The sequence below is a fragment of the Mycobacterium intermedium genome (assembly GCF_002086275.1).
Classification (GTDB): Bacteria; Actinomycetota; Actinomycetes; order Mycobacteriales; family Mycobacteriaceae; genus Mycobacterium; species Mycobacterium intermedium.
The window spans coordinates 1-17,432 of the sequence record NZ_MVHT01000069.1 but is presented as its reverse complement, the minus strand read 5'-3'; the positions used below and the strand labels follow the sequence as shown (position 1 = coordinate 17,432).

At 66.5% G+C, this 17,432-nt stretch carries 19 protein-coding genes; 12 read left to right on the top strand and 7 right to left on the bottom strand.

All coding sequences use genetic code 11. From position 1 onward, the window contains the following. Positions 1-192: 192 nt before the first annotated feature. Positions 193-567: an HNH endonuclease gene (locus tag BST27_RS21395; protein WP_069420947.1), complete on the bottom strand. Its 375-nt coding sequence runs from the start codon at positions 565-567 to the stop codon at positions 193-195. Positions 568-704: 137 nt separating this feature from the next. On the opposite strand from BST27_RS21395, the gene BST27_RS21390 reads away from it, so the two are divergent. The 3 genes from BST27_RS21390 to BST27_RS21380 all read left to right on the top strand — a co-directional run bounded on the left by BST27_RS21390 (position 705) and on the right by BST27_RS21380 (position 3,437). After that, entirely contained in the window at positions 705-1,661 is a 957-nt protein-coding gene (locus BST27_RS21390) for a DUF1214 domain-containing protein (RefSeq protein WP_069420922.1), read from the top strand. 485 nt (positions 1,662-2,146) lie between these two features. After that, a complete protein-coding gene (locus tag BST27_RS21385; protein ID WP_372515547.1) occupies positions 2,147-2,707 on the top strand; it encodes a peptidoglycan endopeptidase in 561 nt (186 codons plus the stop codon). A gap of 217 nt (positions 2,708-2,924) precedes the next feature. Further along, a complete protein-coding gene (locus tag BST27_RS21380) occupies positions 2,925-3,437 on the top strand; it encodes an OsmC family protein (protein ID WP_069420921.1) in 513 nt (170 codons plus the stop codon). A 2-nt stretch (positions 3,438-3,439) separates the two neighbouring features. On the opposite strand, the gene BST27_RS21375 is transcribed toward BST27_RS21380, so the two are convergent. Continuing rightward, the gene (locus BST27_RS21375; protein WP_069420920.1) at positions 3,440-4,156 is read right to left on the bottom strand and encodes a guanylate cyclase; all 717 of its coding nucleotides are present in this window, start codon (positions 4,154-4,156) and stop codon (positions 3,440-3,442) included. Positions 4,157-4,216: 60 nt separating this feature from the next. Here BST27_RS21375 and BST27_RS33215 point away from each other — a divergent pair, with 60 nt between their 5' ends. Continuing rightward, positions 4,217-4,381 carry a hypothetical protein gene (locus tag BST27_RS33215; protein ID WP_197518163.1) on the top strand — a complete coding sequence of 55 codons (165 nt, stop codon included), beginning with the start codon at positions 4,217-4,219 and terminating at the stop codon, positions 4,379-4,381. On the opposite strand, the gene BST27_RS21370 is transcribed toward BST27_RS33215, so the two are convergent. Beyond that, entirely contained in the window at positions 4,378-5,211 is an 834-nt protein-coding gene (locus BST27_RS21370) for an adenylate/guanylate cyclase domain-containing protein (protein ID WP_069420919.1), read from the bottom strand. The genes BST27_RS33215 and BST27_RS21370 overlap by 4 nt on opposite strands. Positions 5,212-5,290: 79 nt before the next feature. Between BST27_RS21370 and BST27_RS21365 the strand changes: the two genes are divergently transcribed. From BST27_RS21365 to BST27_RS21355, 3 genes are read left to right on the top strand one after another with little or no spacing between them, the layout of a single operon-like run. Further along, a complete protein-coding gene (locus BST27_RS21365) occupies positions 5,291-6,697 on the top strand; it encodes a glucose-6-phosphate dehydrogenase (RefSeq protein ID WP_069420918.1) in 1,407 nt (468 codons plus the stop codon). A gap of 14 nt (positions 6,698-6,711) precedes the next feature. Further along, a complete protein-coding gene (gene gnd, locus BST27_RS21360; protein ID WP_069420917.1) occupies positions 6,712-7,734 on the top strand; it encodes a phosphogluconate dehydrogenase (NAD(+)-dependent, decarboxylating) in 1,023 nt (340 codons plus the stop codon). A 2-nt stretch (positions 7,735-7,736) separates the two neighbouring features. Next, positions 7,737-8,201: a hypothetical protein gene (locus BST27_RS21355; RefSeq protein ID WP_197518162.1), complete on the top strand. Its 465-nt coding sequence runs from the start codon at positions 7,737-7,739 to the stop codon at positions 8,199-8,201. On the opposite strand, the gene BST27_RS21350 is transcribed toward BST27_RS21355, so the two are convergent. After that, a complete protein-coding gene (locus BST27_RS21350; RefSeq protein WP_079220059.1) occupies positions 8,192-9,049 on the bottom strand; it encodes an alpha/beta fold hydrolase in 858 nt (285 codons plus the stop codon). The two genes, BST27_RS21355 and BST27_RS21350, sit on opposite strands and share 10 nt — an antisense overlap. A gap of 129 nt (positions 9,050-9,178) precedes the next feature. Here BST27_RS21350 and BST27_RS21345 point away from each other — a divergent pair, with 129 nt between their 5' ends. The 4 genes from BST27_RS21345 (at position 9,179) to BST27_RS21330 (ending at position 13,351) form a co-directional block, all read left to right on the top strand. Continuing rightward, positions 9,179-10,513 carry an adenylate/guanylate cyclase domain-containing protein gene (locus BST27_RS21345; protein WP_069420914.1) on the top strand — a complete coding sequence of 445 codons (1,335 nt, stop codon included), beginning with the start codon at positions 9,179-9,181 and terminating at the stop codon, positions 10,511-10,513. Between the two features lie 59 nt (positions 10,514-10,572). Further along, positions 10,573-11,079 carry a VOC family protein gene (locus tag BST27_RS21340; protein ID WP_069420913.1) on the top strand — a complete coding sequence of 169 codons (507 nt, stop codon included), beginning with the start codon at positions 10,573-10,575 and terminating at the stop codon, positions 11,077-11,079. Positions 11,080-11,210: 131 nt separating this feature from the next. Continuing rightward, the gene (locus BST27_RS21335) at positions 11,211-12,113 is read left to right on the top strand and encodes an alpha/beta fold hydrolase (RefSeq protein WP_069420912.1); all 903 of its coding nucleotides are present in this window, start codon (positions 11,211-11,213) and stop codon (positions 12,111-12,113) included. Further along, a complete protein-coding gene (locus tag BST27_RS21330) occupies positions 12,110-13,351 on the top strand; it encodes a WS/DGAT domain-containing protein (RefSeq protein WP_139805281.1) in 1,242 nt (413 codons plus the stop codon). Before BST27_RS21335 ends, BST27_RS21330 begins: the two co-directional genes overlap by 4 nt. 1 nt (position 13,352) lies before the next feature. Here BST27_RS21330 and BST27_RS21325 read toward each other — a convergent pair whose 3' ends face one another. Next, entirely contained in the window at positions 13,353-13,958 is a 606-nt protein-coding gene (locus BST27_RS21325; RefSeq protein WP_069420910.1) for a hypothetical protein, read from the bottom strand. Beyond that, positions 13,955-15,526 (bottom strand): pyruvate, phosphate dikinase, encoded by a 1,572-nt coding sequence (locus BST27_RS21320; RefSeq protein WP_069420909.1) that lies wholly within the window; start codon positions 15,524-15,526, stop codon positions 13,955-13,957. Before BST27_RS21320 ends, BST27_RS21325 begins: the two co-directional genes overlap by 4 nt. A gap of 147 nt (positions 15,527-15,673) precedes the next feature. Between BST27_RS21320 and BST27_RS21315 the strand changes: the two genes are divergently transcribed. Further along, positions 15,674-16,183, top strand: coding sequence for a DoxX family protein (locus BST27_RS21315; RefSeq protein ID WP_069420908.1), 510 nt, complete (start codon positions 15,674-15,676; stop codon positions 16,181-16,183). Positions 16,184-16,306: 123 nt separating this feature from the next. Here BST27_RS21315 and BST27_RS33210 read toward each other — a convergent pair. Then, positions 16,307-17,432 (bottom strand): hypothetical protein (locus BST27_RS33210; protein ID WP_211285316.1); only part of this gene is annotated, 1,126 nt, incomplete at its 5' end.

The window sequence follows — 17,432 nt, the reverse complement described above, 5'->3', positions numbered from 1 at the left end:
CTTGTTGCTGTGGTCTTGCAACACTTCAACCTTCTGCTTGGCCGACGTGCCGGGGTGAGCGGCGAGTCTTCCAGCGCCGTCACCGCGACTGGCGGGTGGGACGGCGTAACACTTGCTGGGGACGGGCTGCTCTCGCCTTTGCCGCCACATCCCACGAGAGCATGGCAATCGCCGCCACAGCGGCTGCGGTTGCTAGCTGAGGCACGAATCATCCAGGGCCGCATCGGCGGCGAGCAACCGAAGGATCTCGACCTGCCGGACAAGGAAGCCGCGTTCGTCGAGCTTCTTGCGTCGCATCCACGCGGTGACCTCGGAATTGCACTTGCTCGCGTTGCACGAGCGGCAACTCGGCACCACGTTGGCGAGGGTGTATCGGCCACCGTTCGCGATGGGAAGCAGGCAATCTTTTTGCAGCGCGGCGTCGGCGGCCCCGCAATAAGCGCAGTGCCCCCAGGCGGACTTCAACGCAGTCCACTGCGCTTCGGTGAGGTCGTGGACGCGGCTGGCCAACCGCCGCTTCCGACGACGTGCATATCGTTGCGCGCGAGTCGGACGCCGAGCGGCCACTGGCACACGGTAACTGGAAACACGGTCGATCACCGGCACCAAATCGCGGCGATATCGAAATGCTGCGAGACGAAGCCTGCCGCGCCGTCGATAGTCGTAGTCTGCTCCCTGGGGGGTGTGCTTCGAGGAGGTAGCCGATGGCGGTCGTCGTCAATGTGGACAACTTCGTTCGCGCGGAAACCCACCGAATGTTCGCCGACATCCAGGCTGTCGCCGGCGGCGTCGGAGTTTTCCGGCACAACCGGACACCCGCTCGCATCGATGAACAGACGGTGATCCGGCTCAACCGGGACACGCTGTACAGCTTCGCGATCGTCGATCTCGCGCAACCAGCGCGGCTGCGGCTGCCGGATGCGGACGGACGCTACCTCTCGGCGATGGTCGTCAACGAAGACCACTACGTGAACAGCGTTTTCCACGACGCGGGTGAATACTCGCTGACCAGCGACGACTACGGTTCCCGCTACGTGCTCGTTGGCGTTCGAGTTCTGGTTGATCCCAACGACGCCGCAGACGTCGGCGCGGTGGCGGCCCTGCAGGACCGCCTTGTGATCGAGGCCGGATCGGCCGAGGAATTCGTCAAGCCGGACTACGACGCCAAAAGTCTCGACGCCACCCGCGACGCGCTGCTCGCGCTGGCCCGGGGGCTCGACAACTTCGACCGCATGTTTGGCCGTCGCGAAGAGGTTGATCCGGTTCGGCATCTGATCGGCTGTGCGGCAGGGTGGGGTGGGCTCCCGACGTCCGAGGCGACCTACGTGGGCGTCGACCCGAACGTTCCCGTCGGCGATTACGAACTCGTGTTCAAAAACGTTCCGGTCGAGGCGTTTTGGTCGGTATCGGTGTACAACGCGAAGGGATTCTTCGAACCGAACGCGAAGGGCCTCTACTCGGTCAACAGTGTCACCGGCCAGCCCAACGCCGACGGTTCGATCACCGTGCACCTCGTCGCCTCGGTCGACGGTGAACTTCCGCCGAACGCGATCGTCACCCCCGAAGGCTGGAATTACGTCATCCGGTTGTACCGTCCCAGGGCCGAGATTCTTGACGGCACGTGGACGCCCCCAACGCTGACGCGGCGCGAGCAGAGCTGATCGGCGACCGCGATGGGGCGTCGTACGAGCGACACGAAATAGGTCGCAACCTATCCGTTCTATGGGCAACGTCGCCTTGGTGTCGGGGTGAGGCCGATTACCGAGAAGTGGCAGGATCCGTGCGCGAGCCGGGTCATGTGACCCGGGCCACCAAATCGCCGACGCAAACCCCTCAGCTGGGGCTATAGCAGCCGAAACCAGCCGCCTCGAGGTGTCCGCTATCGCCTCGATACACAATAGTTATGTTGCCAGATCCAATCTTTGAGTGACCGGCAAAGCGGTATCGGACCAGCTAGCTATGGAAAATACGCAAAAATAGAGAGTAGTAACGTAATTTGCTGAGTCACAATGATCACTTCTGTTTCAGATTATAGATTTTTGCGTTACATTCCTCCTGTATGTGCAGTTCATCGCCATTTTTGAATTAAGTGATCAGGGCCACATATTTTGCTTAGCTATTCATAAACTGGGTAGCGTGCCTGGGCATGATTGCTCTTGCGACGTTGTTGACGCTTATAAATCAGGTCTCCGGGACGCCGTACATTTCTGGCGGGGACACTCCCGCGGGCACCGACTGCTCAGGCCTGGTGTCCTGGGTTGCGAATACGGCTACCGACCGGCCGACATTCGGAAACCGTTTCAACACCGGAAATATGGAGTCGGCGTTGTTGCAGCGTGGCTTTCAGTACGGAACCGCACCCAACGCCTTGGTGATCGGCTGGAACGGCGGCCACGCTGCGGCTACCTTGCCCGACGGCACCCCGGTGTCCAGTGGTGAAGGCGGCGGGGTGCGCATCGGTGGCGGTGGCGCTTACCAGCGGCAATTCACCCACCACATGTTCTTGCCGATGGACCTCGACGCGATGGAAGATCCAATGGCAGGAGTTCCGCCCCTGCCGGATGCACCCGTTGAGCTGGTCGACGCAGTGGAAGCTGCGCCGGCTCCGGCCCCTGAGGGCGTTCCCGAGGACGCCTTGGAAGTTCTCCCAGTAAACAATCCGGAAGTCGCCCCCGAGGCTACTCCGGACGACGGCGCAGAAATCTGACTGGACCCATCGATATGCGTGATTCAGTATCCGACTTTGGGATCTGAATCACATTTAGTAGCGACTGATATTGCCGTCACGCCCCGCCGCATTTGTGGTCTGAATCACAATGCGCGCGGGGCGTGGCTGCAATTCCGGCGGAGTTATTGGCCGGTCGGCTTCGATTCACGGTGAGCGTGAGGGTCGACAACGAACCGGCGATTAATAGCATGGCCGGGTGACCACTTCGACTACCCAGCTGGCCGGCATCATCGCCGCCACCCGCGACGCGATCGAAGCCGACCAAGCCAACGGCAAAGTCGTCTTCCAAGCCTCGGCCGCGGCGCACGACGCAGTCGCCAGCACCGCAACCCTTGGCCCGTTTCAGATCGAGGTCGACGAGCCGCCGGCACTCGGTGGCGAAGCCAAGGCTCCGAACCCGGTCGAGTACTACCTGGCCTCGTTGCTGTCCTGCCAGGTGGTGACCTACCGGTTCTGGGCGGAACGCCTCGGGATCGCCGTTGATGACATCACCGCACGCGCCGAGGGTGATCTCGACGTGCGCGGCTTCTTCGGCTTCGACGACGCCGTCCGGGCCGGGTTCCAGGAGGTGCGTGTGGTGGTGAAGGTGACCGGGCCCGAGACGCCCGAGCGCTACCGCGAACTACAGGAAGCGGTCGACGCGCACTGCCCGGTGCTGGATTTGACCCGCAATGCCACACCGGTGAGCACGCGCTTGGAGTTCGACTGAGCTCACTCGTGCCGGGTACCGGCCGAGTCCACCAAGACCGTGATTTCCTGGCTCAGTTGATAGCCGGGTGCCAGCGGTAGTGTGTCACCGCTCCAAAACCTGCCTGGATCAAACCAATTGGCGTCTTTGTCGGTGACGATCAGCCCCATCTCCTCGTAGGTGATGGCGACCGTCTCGGCGCAATACGCCGTCTCCAGGCCCATTTTGCGGTGTTGCTCCTTGCGCCGTTGCGTCTGTTCGCGAACCTTCTTGTCCACCAGGGGGATTCCGCGTATCCAGTCATAGGCGGTCGGCAGTCGCCCGCGAAACCAGCGACCGGTCAACCGGGCGGTGGTGGGAAATGGCGTGCCATCCATCCGAGCGATCACCCGCAGCAGCGCATTCTCCTGTTCACGGCTTGCGTAGGGCGTCAGCTGACGGAGCCAGCATCGCTGCTGATAGCGGCCGGTCCATTGCAGCACCACCTCGCGAGCATCGTTGAGCTGTACGCCGCGGTGGTTGGTGCCCGTCCACACGTCGGTCAGCTTGTCGCCCAACTCGGCATGCCAGATCAGCGGGGGCAGGTCATCGATTGCCACGGTCATGCCGACGTGGTTCACCGGGGCGTTCGTCAAGGCCTGTATGGCGCGGTCGGGACCGGAACGTCCCCGAAACAACCAGAGGTCACCGGTGCGGGTTACGTTCAGCGCTTGGTCCAGGGTCAGCTGGCTCGACTCCACGTCAGCACAATAGGACAGAAAGTGCGCTGGGCGAGATAGGAGGCGAGATAGCCTGTGCGGATGCGTGGCGTTTGGAAGTGGATCGGTCTGGCCGGTGTCGCCGGCGTGGTCGCCGGTGGCGCGGTGGTAGCACGCGATCAGCGCAAGCGACGTGCCTATACCCCCGATGAGATCCGCGAGCGGTTGCACCAGCGGCTGGCTGAGACCAACGGGCAAGAGCCTTAGTCGGTTTCGGATTCCGGTGAAGCTGCCACCGAGAACAACCGGTAGTCGCCGGAGAACCCTTTAAGCGCGACCTCGCGGCCGTCGTCGAGCTCAATGCCCTCGCAGCCGGCGATGGCGTCCCGCACTGGTTCGCTGACCAGGATCTCGCCTCCCTCGGCTTGCGCGGCGACCCGGGCGGCCATCGCCACGTTGCGCCCGAAGAGGTCGTCGCCGCGGCGCACCGAGCGGCCCAGGTGGATGCCGATTCGTACTCGAAATTCGTTGTGCCGCTTGCGGTGTCCGTCCCGCGTCACGGCCTCCTGGATATCCATTCCGCAGCGCACGGCCTGCTCGGCACGGGCAAACGCGATCATGAAACCGTCACCCTGACTCTTGACCACATGTCCGGACCGCTCCTGCACCAGCTTCCGCACCACCTTGTCGTGCGCGCCGATCAGCTTCACCCAGGCACGGTCGCCGATCCGCTCGTTGAGCGCGGTGGACTCCTCGATGTCGGAGAACAGGATCACGACGCGGCCGTCCGGAGTGACCCTGGCCAGGTCGGGTCGCTCCACTTCCGCCCAATCGGCAAGGTCTTCGATGGAGCCGCGGACGGCCGCGCCGAAGCCTTCCTTGCGCACCCGATTCGCGGTTTCCCACACGGTCTTCACGGCCTCGCGACTGCTCGACAGGAACTTGTTGTAAGGGTCGGCGCGCTGCCGCATTTCCTCGAGTTCGCGACGGCTGCGCGCCAACAGCACCCACAGAGCGGCGAGTCCGCCGGCTTCGAGCACGGCGACACCGGTCAGAAGGTAAACCGCGAGATGCCACGGATCCCCCATGGACCTCATCCTGCCAAAGCCCGTCATGCGTGTTGAGTGCGGACGTATCGGGTAGTGGACCAAGTAGGTGACTTGGGGAGGTTGAGCGGTGGCCGACGACGAAAATGCGCCCGCAGACCTGCTGGTGATCTTTGGCATTACCGGCGATCTGGCCCACAAGATGACCTTTCGTGCCCTGTACCGACTCGAACGTCGCGAACTGCTGGATTGCCCGATACTGGGCGTGGCCAGTGACGAGCTGTCGCTGGAGAAGCTGGTCGAACGGGCGCGCAAGGCACTCGACGACGCCGGCGAAGACATCGACGACAAAGTCTTCGAACGTCTGGCGGAACGGTTCGACTACCTGCACGGCGACGTCACCGACGGCGAGCTCTACCGGTCGTTGGCTGAGCGAATCGACTCATTCCGTCACCCGCTGTACTACCTGGAAATGCCGCCCGCCCTGTTTGCGCCCATCGTGGAGAACCTCGCCGAGGAAGGACTGCTGGACGGGGCGCGCGTCGCCGTGGAAAAGCCGTTCGGTCATGACCTGGAATCGGCACGCGAACTCAAGTCCCGGTTGCGCGCGGTACTTGACGAAGACCAGATCCTGCTGGTGGACCACTACCTGGGCAAACAGCCCGTGATCGAGCTGGAGTTCCTGCGGTTTGCGAATCGGTCGCTGGCCAAGCTGTGGGACCGCGACAGCATTGCCGCCATCCACATCACCATGGCCGAGGACATCGGCGTGGAGGAGCGCGGGAAGTTTTACGACGCGGTGGGTGCGCTGCGCGATGTCGTGCAAAACCATCTGCTGCAGGTGTTGGCCCTGGTGGCCATGGATCCGCCGGTCGGCCCTACGGCCAACGACCTCAACGACAAGAAGGCTGAAGTCTTTCGGGCCATGCCTGCGCTGGACCCGGGGCAGTGCGTCCGCGGTCAGTATCGTGGCTACACCGACATCCCCGAAGTGGCCGAGGATTCGACGACCGAGACTTACGTCGCGCTGCGCACAGAGATCGACAACTGGCGCTGGGCCGGGGTGCCGATTTTTCTGCGGGCCGGCAAGGGCCTGCCGGAGAAGGTCACCGAGGTGCGGCTCTTTCTGCGTCGCGTCCCCGCGCTGGCGTTCCTGCCCGAACGCCGACCGGCCGAGCCCAACCAGATCGTGTTGCGCATCGATCCCGATCCGGGTCTGCGCCTGCAGCTGTCGGCCCATGGCGAGACGTGGACGGACGTCCACCTCGACTCGTCGTTTGTCGAGGACCTGGGCGAGCCGGTCAAGCCGTACGAACACCTCTTCCACGCTGGGCTGACGGGCGATCACCAACATTTCGCGCGCGAAGACAGCGTGGAAGAGACCTGGCGCATTCTCCAGCCCTTGCTGGACAATCCCTGCGAAATCCAGTACTACGACCGTGGGACGTGGGGTCCCGAGGCTGCACAGGCGTTGTTGCCTAGTGACTGCGGTTGGCATCAACCGTGGATGCCGCGAAATACGGACGCAGAACACTAAGGAGACGGACGAAGATGCAGCTGGGGATGATCGGTCTGGGTCGGATGGGCGCCAATATCGTGCGACGAGTTGCCGCCGGTGGACACGAATGCGTGGTGTACGACCACAACCCCGACGCGGTCGAAGCGCTGGCCGGCGAGGAAAGGACGAACGGCGCATCGACATTGGCTGAACTGGCCGAGAAGCTCAAGGCCCCGCGTGTGGTTTGGGTGATGGTCCCTGCCGGCAACATCACCACCGGGGTGATCGAGCAGTTGGCCGAGACGCTCGATGCGGGCGACATCGTGATCGACGGCGGCAACTCTTACTACCGTGACGACATCAAGCATGCGAAGACATTGTCTGCGAAGGGAATTCGTCTGCTGGACTGCGGAACCAGCGGCGGCGTGTGGGGGCGCGAGCGTGGCTACTGTTTGATGATCGGCGGAGACCCGGAGGCATTCGACTACGCCGAGCCCATCTTCGCCACCGTCGCGCCCGGAGTGGACGCGGCACCCCGCACCAAGGGCCGGGACGGCGAAGTGGGGCAGCCGGAGAAGGGCTACCTGTACTGCGGGTCTTCCGGAGCAGGGCATTTCGTCAAGATGGTGCACAACGGGATCGAGTACGGGATGATGGCCTCGCTCGCCGAGGGGCTGAACATCCTACGCAACGCCGACGTCGGAACCCGCGTCATCGAAAGCGACGCGGAAACCGCGCCGATGTCGAATCCCGAGTTCTACCAATACGATTTCGACATTCCCGCCATCGCCGAGGTGTGGCGCCGGGGCAGCGTCATCGGGTCCTGGCTGCTCGACCTGACCGCGATCGCGTTGCTGGAATCGCCTGACCTGAAGGAATTCTCCGGACGGGTCTCCGACTCGGGGGAGGGGCGGTGGACGTCCATCGCCGCCATCGACGAGGGGGTGCCGGCTCCGGTGCTGACGACGGCACTGCAGTCCCGCTTCGCCTCGCGCGACCTCGACGACTTCGCCAACAAGGCGCTGTCGGCGATGCGTAAGCAGTTCGGCGGGCACGCGGAGAAGCCATCGGGCTGACCGTGCCTGGCGGACAAGCGATCTGGACCGACGCGGACTTCGACCGGATGAACTGGCACGACTGTGCCGTGCACGCGGTCGCTTTCGAGCCGGCACTACCGTACCCGGGCCGGCTGCTGCTGGACATCGACTACATCGTCGAATGGATCAGTCCGACGCCGCCTGAGACCGGTTTCAGCTTCCGGGTCAGCCCCGCCACGCTGGTGTTCGGCCAGGCTTGGGATGTGTCCGGCGATATTGACCTGCGGGGCTTCAGTTTTGAGCTATCGCTGGACGCGCTCGAACGCAGCGGACCCGACGCGGCCGGTGCGTTCGAGTGGACTCTGGCCGGTCATGAGTTCAGGCTCACGCTGCACGCCACCGGGTTCACCCAGTACCTGCGCAGCGCGCCCATTCTCAGTTCCGCACAACGGCTTTCCACCGGCCAACGAGGCGGGCTCAGCTTCGCGGAACAGGCCTATGGCTGACGCTCGACGAACGCGACCACGACTTCGCTGAACGCGTCGTTGTCGTCGCCGGCGGCGGTGTGGCCGGCGTTGGACAGTTCGACGAACTCCGCGCCGGGCACGGTCTCCAAAAAATGCCGGACGCCTTCCATGCTGACTACGTCGGACAGCTTGCCGCGGATCAGCAGCACAGGGATCTCCAGCGCCTTGGCGGCCGCCTCGAAACCTTCGGTGCGCAGTTCCGGATCGTCGCCGGGCTTGGTCATGAACGCCGGATCCCAATGCCAGTACCACCGTCCGTCGCGCAGGCGGAGGTTCTTCTTCAGCCCTTCCGGGCTGCGTGGCCGGGGTCGGTACGGCAGGTAGGCGGCGACGGCGTCGGCAGCCTCCTCGAGTGACTCGAATCCGTCGATGTTGGTCAGCATGAATTCGCGGATGCGGGCACTACCGGTCTTCTCGAACCGCGGAACGACGTCGACGAGGACCAACTGGGTCACTCTTTCGGGGCCGGCGCGGTGTGCCACCAGGATGCCGGTCAACCCGCCCATGCTGGCCCCGATGAGTGCCACCGGCCGGCCGACGGCGTCGATGACGTGCATGACGTCGGCGGCCAGGGTTTCCACGGCGTAGTCGGCGTCCGGTGCGCGGTCGCTGTCACCGTGTCCGCGGGAATCCAGGGCGATGACGTGGAAGCCGTCGTCGGCCAGGATCTGGCCGGTCTTCTTCCACGAGTACCGGTTCTGGCCGCCACCGTGCAGCATCAGAATCGTCGGGCGATCCGCCGCCGTCTCCGCGTTGCGGTTCCACTCGTCGGCGACCAGCCTGATCCCATTTTTGCCGAAGAACTCGACGGTCTGGGGACTGCTCACGCGCACTGACGTTACATAGGTTGGTTAAGCAATGGTGGCTGGGGGTGCCTGGGGCGGCCGGGGTGCTTCCGGCCCCGTCGACGCCGTCGAACACTTGTCAATGGGCTGCGACGTGTCACCATCTTCTGCATGAGGGACGATCGGGTCCGCTACGCCCGCAACGGCGACGTACACCTCGCGTACCGGATATTCGGAGATTCAGAGCCAACGGTCATCTGGGTGCCGGGCTGGATGGTCAGCGACGTCGACGCGATCGACGAGCCGGGCAGCCCCTACGCACCCAACATCGAACGGATGTCACAGCAGGGCCGCTCGGTGGTGTGGGACAGGCGCGGGACCGGTCTGTCCGACCCCGCGGCTCACCTGCTCTCCTTGAATGACCGCCTCGACGATCTCGTCGCCATCGTGGATGCTGTCGGCGTCGAGCGATTCGGCCTCTTCGGTACCAGCGAAGGCGGCGCCGTCTGCATCCTCTACGCCGCGACACATCCCGAACGGGTGAGCCTGCTCGCCCTGTTCGGCACCGCCGCACGGTTCTCGCAGGATCCGCCGGACTTCCCGTGGGGCTTCACCGCCGAAGAGGTGCAATCGCACGTCGCTGAGATCGAAAACGATTGGGGACGAGGAGCATTGGCGGATCTCTTCTACGGTCGGGCGGCCGATGCGCCCGGTGTGCGGGAGATGTTCGGCAAGCTGCAGCGCTCGGTGTCGAGTCCCGCGATGGCGAGGCTGTGGTGGCAGGCCTTCATGGAAACCGACGTTCGTGCGGTGCTCGGTGCCGTCCGTGTTCCCACGCTGGTTCTCGCCCGCGAGGGTGATGACCTGGTGCCCGTCGAATCCGCGGCCGCACTGGCGGCCGGCATTCCGAACGCGCAGTTTCACCTTTTGCCGCCCGGCCCGCACACCCCGTTCGACGTTGCCAATGTCCTGGTGGACGCGTTGCTCGACTTCTTCACCGGGGAATCGGGCGCCCCGGCCGAGGAGCGCGTCCTCAAGACGGTGGTGTTCACCGACATCGTGAGTTCGACGGAAAAGCTCACCGCCGTCGGCGATTCGGCGTGGCGGCAACAGCTCAACAGCCATGACGCAGTGGTGGACAGCCTGCTGTCGCGCTTCGACGGCATCCGTGCCAAGCACACCGGCGACGGCGTGTTCGCGCTGTTCGATGCACCGACGAAGGCGGCGCGCTGCGTGCTCGAGATGGTGCCGGCCTTGGCCGGTCGTGGCATCGCCATTCGCGCCGGGATTCACACCGGCGAATGCGAGCGCCGGGGCGACGAGTGGAGCGGCGTGGCGGTCCACATCGGCGCCCGCATCGGCGCGTTGGCCGGCGCCGGCGAAGTGCTCGCCAGCCGCACCGTGCGCGACTTGTCGACGGGATCCGGCCTGGCCTTCGAAACCCTTGGCCCGCGGCAACTCAAGGGTCTGCCCGAACCGATCGAGGTGTTTGGGGTCACGCGGTGAGTTTTCGTCGCCGCCGGGGTCTGTAGCTACGAAGGCCCGCGCAACAGCAAGGAGGCGACATGCCATCGATCACCCCCTCACTGTGGTTCGACAACAACCTCGAAGAGGCGGCGGAGTTCTACACTTCGGTGTTCCCCAACTCGCACATCGAGGGCTACACCCACTACACCGAAGCGGGACCAGGTGAGCCCGGCGCCGTGGTCACCGGCACTTTCGTGCTAGACAGCACCCGGTTCCTGGGGATCAACGGCGGCCCGCATTTCGCGTTCAGCGAGGCGGTGTCCTTCCTGGTCGAATGCAAGGACCAGGAGGAAGTCGACTACTACTGGAACAAGCTGGTCGACGGCGGCGAAGAATCCCAATGCGGCTGGCTGACGGACCGATTCGGCCTGAGCTGGCAGATCGTGCCGATGCGGCTCCACGAGCTGTGCGACGATCCCGACCCCGTCCGGGCCACGGCGGCCACCACGGCCATGCTGGGCATGCGCAAGATCGAGATCGCCGACATCGAGAAGGCGGTCGCGGAGGCCACTGCGTCGGTCGCGGCGTCAAGGATCCGCCACTGAGTCGTGTCCGGCTTGGCCAAGCGGGCGGCCCGGTGCGGGTCTCGCCATACCTAGAAGCTAACGGTTGGCTACGTTGTCGCCTCGGTTACGTTGGATCATGCGGGCCGGAACGGCGAACAGGAGTCTCCCGGATGCCACAACCACGCTGGATCGACATAAAGGGTCCCAACGGGGACCTGAAGGCGCTCAGTTGGGGAGCGACAGACGCCCCAATGGCGTTGTGTCTGCACGGCTTTCCCGACACTGCCTACGGGTGGCGCAAGCTGGCTCCACGCCTGGTCGAGGCCGGGTGGCGGGTGGTGGCACCGTTCATGCGGGGGTATGCGCCGTCGGACATTCCGGTGGACGGCAGCTATCACGTCGGCGCATTGATGGACGACGCCCTGCGGGTGCGCGAGGCCGCCGGTGGTACCGAGAACGACGTGGTGATCGGCCACGACTGGGGTGCGATCGCCGGCACGGGTCTGGCCGCCATGCCCGAGAGCCCGTTCGTCAAGGCGGTGATCATGTCCGTGCCGCCGGCCGCGGCATTCCAGCCGCTCGGCCGAGTGCCCGAGCGTGGCCGACTGGCCCGTGAACTGCCCCGTCAGCTGCTGCGCAGCTGGTACATCTTCTACTTCCAATTGCCCGGGCTGCCGGAACGGTCCGCCTCGTGGGTGGTGCCGCGGCTGTGGCGGCGCTGGTCGCCCGGTTATCACGCCGAAGAGGACCTGCGCCACGTCGATGCGGCCATCGGCACGCCGGAGGGCTGGCGGGCGGCGCTCGGGCCGTACCGGGCCACGATCCGCAACACCCGCCCGCCGGCTCGTTACGCCGAATTGCACCGCTGGTGGACCGAGCCGCCCCGGCAGCCGACCCTGTACCTGCACGGGTACGACGACGGGTGTGCCTCACCGGCTTTCACGCACTGGACCGAACGGGTGTTGCCGCTAGGTAGCGACGTGGCCATCGTCGGGCGCGCCGGGCACTTCCTTCAGTTGGAGCAGCCCGAGAAGGTCGCCGAGCTGATCTTGAAGTTCATCGGCTCCCAGTGACCGGGCACCGGATGGCGGCCGTAGACGCCCAGTTCCTCTGGACGTCGGCCAAGATCCCGAGTGACGAGTTTCTGCTCTACGCGTTCGCCGGCGAACCCGCCGATCTGGCGCGCGCGGTGGAGCAGGTCTGCGACCGGGCCCGGGTCTGTCCCGACCTGAGCACGCGGGTCGAGGAGGGGTGCGCGCTGACATACCCGCGCTGGGTGCCGACGGTGGTCGGGCCGGAGTGGGTGCGTCGGCACACGCTGTCCGACGGCAATTGGAGTGACTGTCTGGCGGTGGTTGCGGGCATGGCGGCCGACCAGGTGGACGTTCGGGCCACGCCCTGGCGGCTGCACGTTTTCGCGCCGGTGTTCGGCATCCCGGGGGTCAGCGGGCCGGGCGCCGTCGCGGTCCTGCAGATTGCGCATGCCTTGGCCGACGGCGCGCGCGCGTCGGCAATGGCGGCGTGGCTGTTCGGCCGGGACGCTCGGGTTCCCGAAATCGACTGGCAGCGAGGGGGTTTCCTGCCCTGGCGGGCCATGCAGGCCGCACGCGCCCACCGCGACCTGGTACGCGACACCGAGGCCGGACTGGTTACCCCCGGGCCGCAACCGCGACCGCCGCAGGCCACCAACAACCGACCCGAAGGTGCGCGTGCGGCGCGCACACTGGTACGCAAGCGCGCACAGTTGTCGGGTGCCACGATCACCGTCCGGGTTTTGGCCGCGGTGTCCGAGGCGCTGTCGGGCCTGCTCGGTGCGCCTATCGAGTCCCTGGGCGCCGAGGTTCCGATGGCCAAAGCCGGTGTGCCGCATGCATATAACCACTTCGGCAACGTGGTCGTGGGACTGTACCCGCAGCTGGCCTACGAAGAGCGGATGCGACGGATCGCCGACGAGTTGGCCAATGCCCGTCGCCGCCTCGAACATCCGGCAAACCACTCGGGCAGCCGGGCCTTCGCCGCCGTTCCGGCAGTCCTCTTGCGTTGGGGCGTTTCGCAATTCGACGCCGAAGCCCGGCCCGCTCAGGTAGCCGGAAATACCGTGGTGTCCAGCGTCCACCGCGGGGCCGCCGATCTGAGCTTCGGCAATTGCCCGGTGGTGCTGACGGCCGGCTATCCGGCGCTGTCACCGTGCATGAGCCTGACCCACGGCGTGCACGGCATCGGCGACACCATCGCGATCAGCGTGCACGCGGCCGAGTCCGCCGTACCGGATGTCGACGGCTACCTGCAACTCCTCGACGCGGCACTGTAAGTCACTGGGCGTCACCGGATCTCGCGGCTTCCTCCCGCGTCAGGCCCACCGCCAGGATCAGCTCCTCGTGCAGTTCGAACCAGACGGTGTGGTACGAGTCGATGAGGGGGCGGGTCAACCACACGTAGTCACCGGCCTTCACCCTGTCCAGCGCCGCGTCCAGTTTCGTCGCGTAAGCGCCCAGTCTCGGCAGCTGCGCGGCGGCCGCGCCAACTGTCGAGCGCACCCGCTGATGCACGTCCTCCAGCCGGGCCAGCACCGCAGCGTCGTAGTCGGGCTCATCGTGCGCGTTGGGCTTGCCGTCCTTGAGTTGCCAGTCCGTCACCAATTCTTTGAAATCGCCGTTGACAGAACGGAAGTCGTCGTAGACGGCGGCTAGCGCGGTGGGGTCGGCCGCGCCGCGTTCCTCGGCCAACAGTTCGGTCAGCCTGGCGCGACCCTCGGGTGTGATGCGCAGCGTGGTCGCCTCGATCAGGAGCCCGGATGTGGTCAGCCCGTCGACGGTTTCAGCGATCTCCGCGGGGTCGGTGCCCAACGTTTTGGCCAGGTCGTCGCGACTCACCCGGCCCTTGAGCCGGACGGCCTGCAGCACCGCCAGCTCGCTCACCGGGCGTCCTGTCGGGCCAGTCGCAAGGCCGTCAGCATGATGCGCAGCGGGCTGTCCGACACGACGTCGGTGGTCCCGGCGGTCATGGCGGCGCGCACCGCGGACTCCGAGGGATCGTTGAGGCTCGGATAGTCGCCGGCGGTATGTGCGCGCAGCGGGCTGATCCGTCGCGCGATGTCGGCGAGCTCCCGCAGCTCGGGTGTATCGCTCTCCGACCACGCCGACAAGGGAAGGCTGCCTTCGCGCACCTCACCTTCGTATCCGTCGACCGTGATCTGCTTGCCTTCCAGTGCGGCCACGACGCCCTGACCGCAACCCACCACCGCAACCCGGCCGAGTTCGCGGCTGACCACGGCCGCATGGCTGGCAGCGCCGCCTACCTCGGTGACGATGCCCTGCGCGGCCAGCATGCCCAGGACGTCTTCGGGTCGGGTGTGATCCCGCACCAAAATGACCGGTTCACCCCGGTCGGTGGCGTCGAGCGCCTCGTCCACGTCGGTGTACGCCGTTCCGTGCGCCACGCCGGGGCAGGCCGGTAATCCTTTGGCCAGAAGCTTTGCCGCCACCCGGATTTCCGGCTGCAGAACGGGCAGCAGAAGCGCCTGCACGTGCGCAGGGGTCAGCCGGCGCAGCGTCTCGTGGTCGTCGATGAGCCCCTCGTGCCGCAACTGCAGCGCCAGTCGAACGGCCGCCTGGGCGGATCGCTCCGCGGCCCGGGTCTGCAGCAGCCACAACTTGCCGTCCTCGACCGTGAACTCGATTTCCTGCACATCGCCGGCGAGCTTTTCCAGCCGGCGGGCGGCGTCCATCAGTTCGTGATAGACAGCCGGTTGTTCGTCCCGCAGCGCGATGATCGGTTCGACGTCGACCAACCCGGACACCACGTCGTCACCCTGCCCGCCGGGCAGCCAGTCGCCGAACGGTTCGTTGGCTCCGGTGATCGGGTTGCGCGACGACAGCACCCCGGCGCCGGAGTTGGCCGCCTGGTTGCCGAACACCATCGCCTGCACGACCACCGCGGTGCCGCCCGGTTCGTTGCGTCCGTAATGGTCGCGGTAGGTGATCGCGCGCGGTGAATTCCACGAGCCGAAGACGGCCGCGATGCCGGCGCGCAATTGTGCGTACGGGTCGTTGGGTGGGTCCTTTTCGCCGACGATGCGGCGAAACATGCGGGTGAACCTGTCGCGGGTGTCCCGGGCGAACTCGGGCGAGGCGGCGGCGGCCAGGGCCGCTTCGACGTCGTCGTTCATGCCCACGTCCAGGATCGTGTCCATCATCCCCGGCATGGACTGGGTCGCGCCGGAGCGCACGCTGACCAGCAACGGGCTCGGGCCCTTGCCGAAGGTGCGGGAAGTCTGTCCTTCGAGCCAGCTCATTCGGGACAGCACGTCGGCCCAGATCGCGTCCATCGTCGATTCTGGTTCGGTGAGAAAACGCGTTCCGACCTCGGTGGTGATGCAGAACGCGGGCGGTACCGGCAAGTTGTTCCGGCGCATCGTGTCGATGCCGTGGCCCTTGTTGCCCAAAACCTCCCGCGGCTGGTTTCCGGTGCCGTCCAGCAACACCACGGGACCTCGCGCAAAACGAGTCGTGGTGCACCTCCTCACACTCTTCGGGGCTGGCCGGAACGCCCGTTATGGTCCCACACGGACCGTTCGACCCATGCGGCTCGTCGCAACTGTCAGATGATGCTTCGATGATCTAGGTTTGCACTCATGACTCCGTATGACGTCGGATTGCTGATTCTGCGGCTCGTCCTCGGTCTGACGCTTGCCGCGCACGGCCTCAACAAGTTTTTCGGTGGGGGTCGTATACCCGGTACCGCACGCTGGTTCGAAAGCATCGGCATGAAGCCCGGCAAGTTCCACGCCACCGTCGCCGCCACCACGGAAACGGCCGCCGGCTTGGGCTTGGCGGCGGGGCTGCTCACACCCATTCCGGCCGCGGGCTTTGTCTCGTTGATGATCGTCGCGGCCTGGACCGTGCACCGGGCCAACGGCTTCTTCATCGTCAAGGAAGGTTGGGAATACAACCTCGTGCTGGCGGCCAGCGCCGTCGCGGTCGCGACGGTCGGTGCGGGCCGACTCAGCCTGGATTGGCTGATCTTCGGCAAGAACTGGTTCGACGGCTGGCACGGTCTGGCGATCTCGCTGGGTCTGGGGCTGGCCGGCGCGATCGGCCAGTTGCTGATCTTCTACCGGCCGCCGGTCAAGGAAGCCGCGTAGGCGGAGGCCGCTTGTCCGTCTGGCGTCAGCGCGCGGTCGCGACCGTCACGCCAGAGTGGCGGTCGCCCGCGAACGTCAAGCTGGCGTGACGCCGAAGCGCGAAGGTAGTTCTGGCGCTCGGGATTACGGCTGGCCGTCGTTGCCGTTTGCGCCCAGCAGCACTCCACCGGTACCTCCGGTGCCGCGCCCGCCCGACGGTGTGCCGGTTCCGCCGTTGCCGCCATTCCCGCCGTCGCCAATCACCACCGCGTTCCCGCCGTTACCGCCGCCGCCGCCGGCGCCGGTGGCCGCCCCGCCGGCCCCGCCGGCCCCGCCGTTGCCGATGAGTCCGCCTTTGCCGCCGGCCCCGCCGAGGCCGCCGATGGTGTTCGGGCCCGGGCCACCTACACCGGCGGCACCACCGGCGCCACCGGAGCCGTAGAGCAGACCGGCGTTGCCGCCGGCGCCACCCGCCCCGCCGTGAGAGTCGGACAAGCCCTCGCCACCGTTGCCGCCGGCCCCGCCGGAGCCGAACAGCGTCCCGCCGTTGCCGCCGTCGCCGCCGGTCCCGCCGGTTCCGTTTTCGGCGCCCCCGCCGCTGCCGCCTGCGCCGCCGGAGGGACCCGCGGCAAGGAATCCGGCATTGCCACCGTGCCCGCCGGTCCCACCGATGGTCAGGCTGTAGCCGCCGGCCCCACCATTGCCGCCGGCGCCGAACAGTCCGCCGGCGCCGCCGGCACCACCGGTTCCGCCAGTCAGCGTGCTGAACCCGCCGACCCCGCCGTCCCCGCCGCTGGCAAACAACCCCCCGGCGCCGCCGGCGCCGCCGGCGCCGCCATTGCCGGCGAACCCGCCGTAACCGCCGACGCCGCCGCTGGCGAACAGCCCGCCGTTGCCGCCGGCCCCACCGGCACCGCCCGTTCCGGGGCCACCGCCGGCCCCACCGGTTCCGGCGGCGCCGGAGAAGAAGCCCGCGTTGCCGCCGCGCCCGGCGGTACCGCCCGTGAACGGGCCGGGCGTGCCGGCCGGAGCCACCGCAGTGCCACCAGCGCCGCCGCTGCCGCCGGAGCCGCTCAGGAACGCCGACCCGCCGGCGCCGCCCGTCCCGCCGGTGGTGACACCGGGCCCACCGGCTCCGCCGGTCCCACCGGAACCGAACAAGATGCCGCCGCCGCCGCCATTTCCGCCGGGCCCGCCGGTGGCACCGGCCGCGCCGGAACCGCCCATCCCGCCGTTGCCGAACAGCCACCCGCCGTCTCCGCCGGCGGCG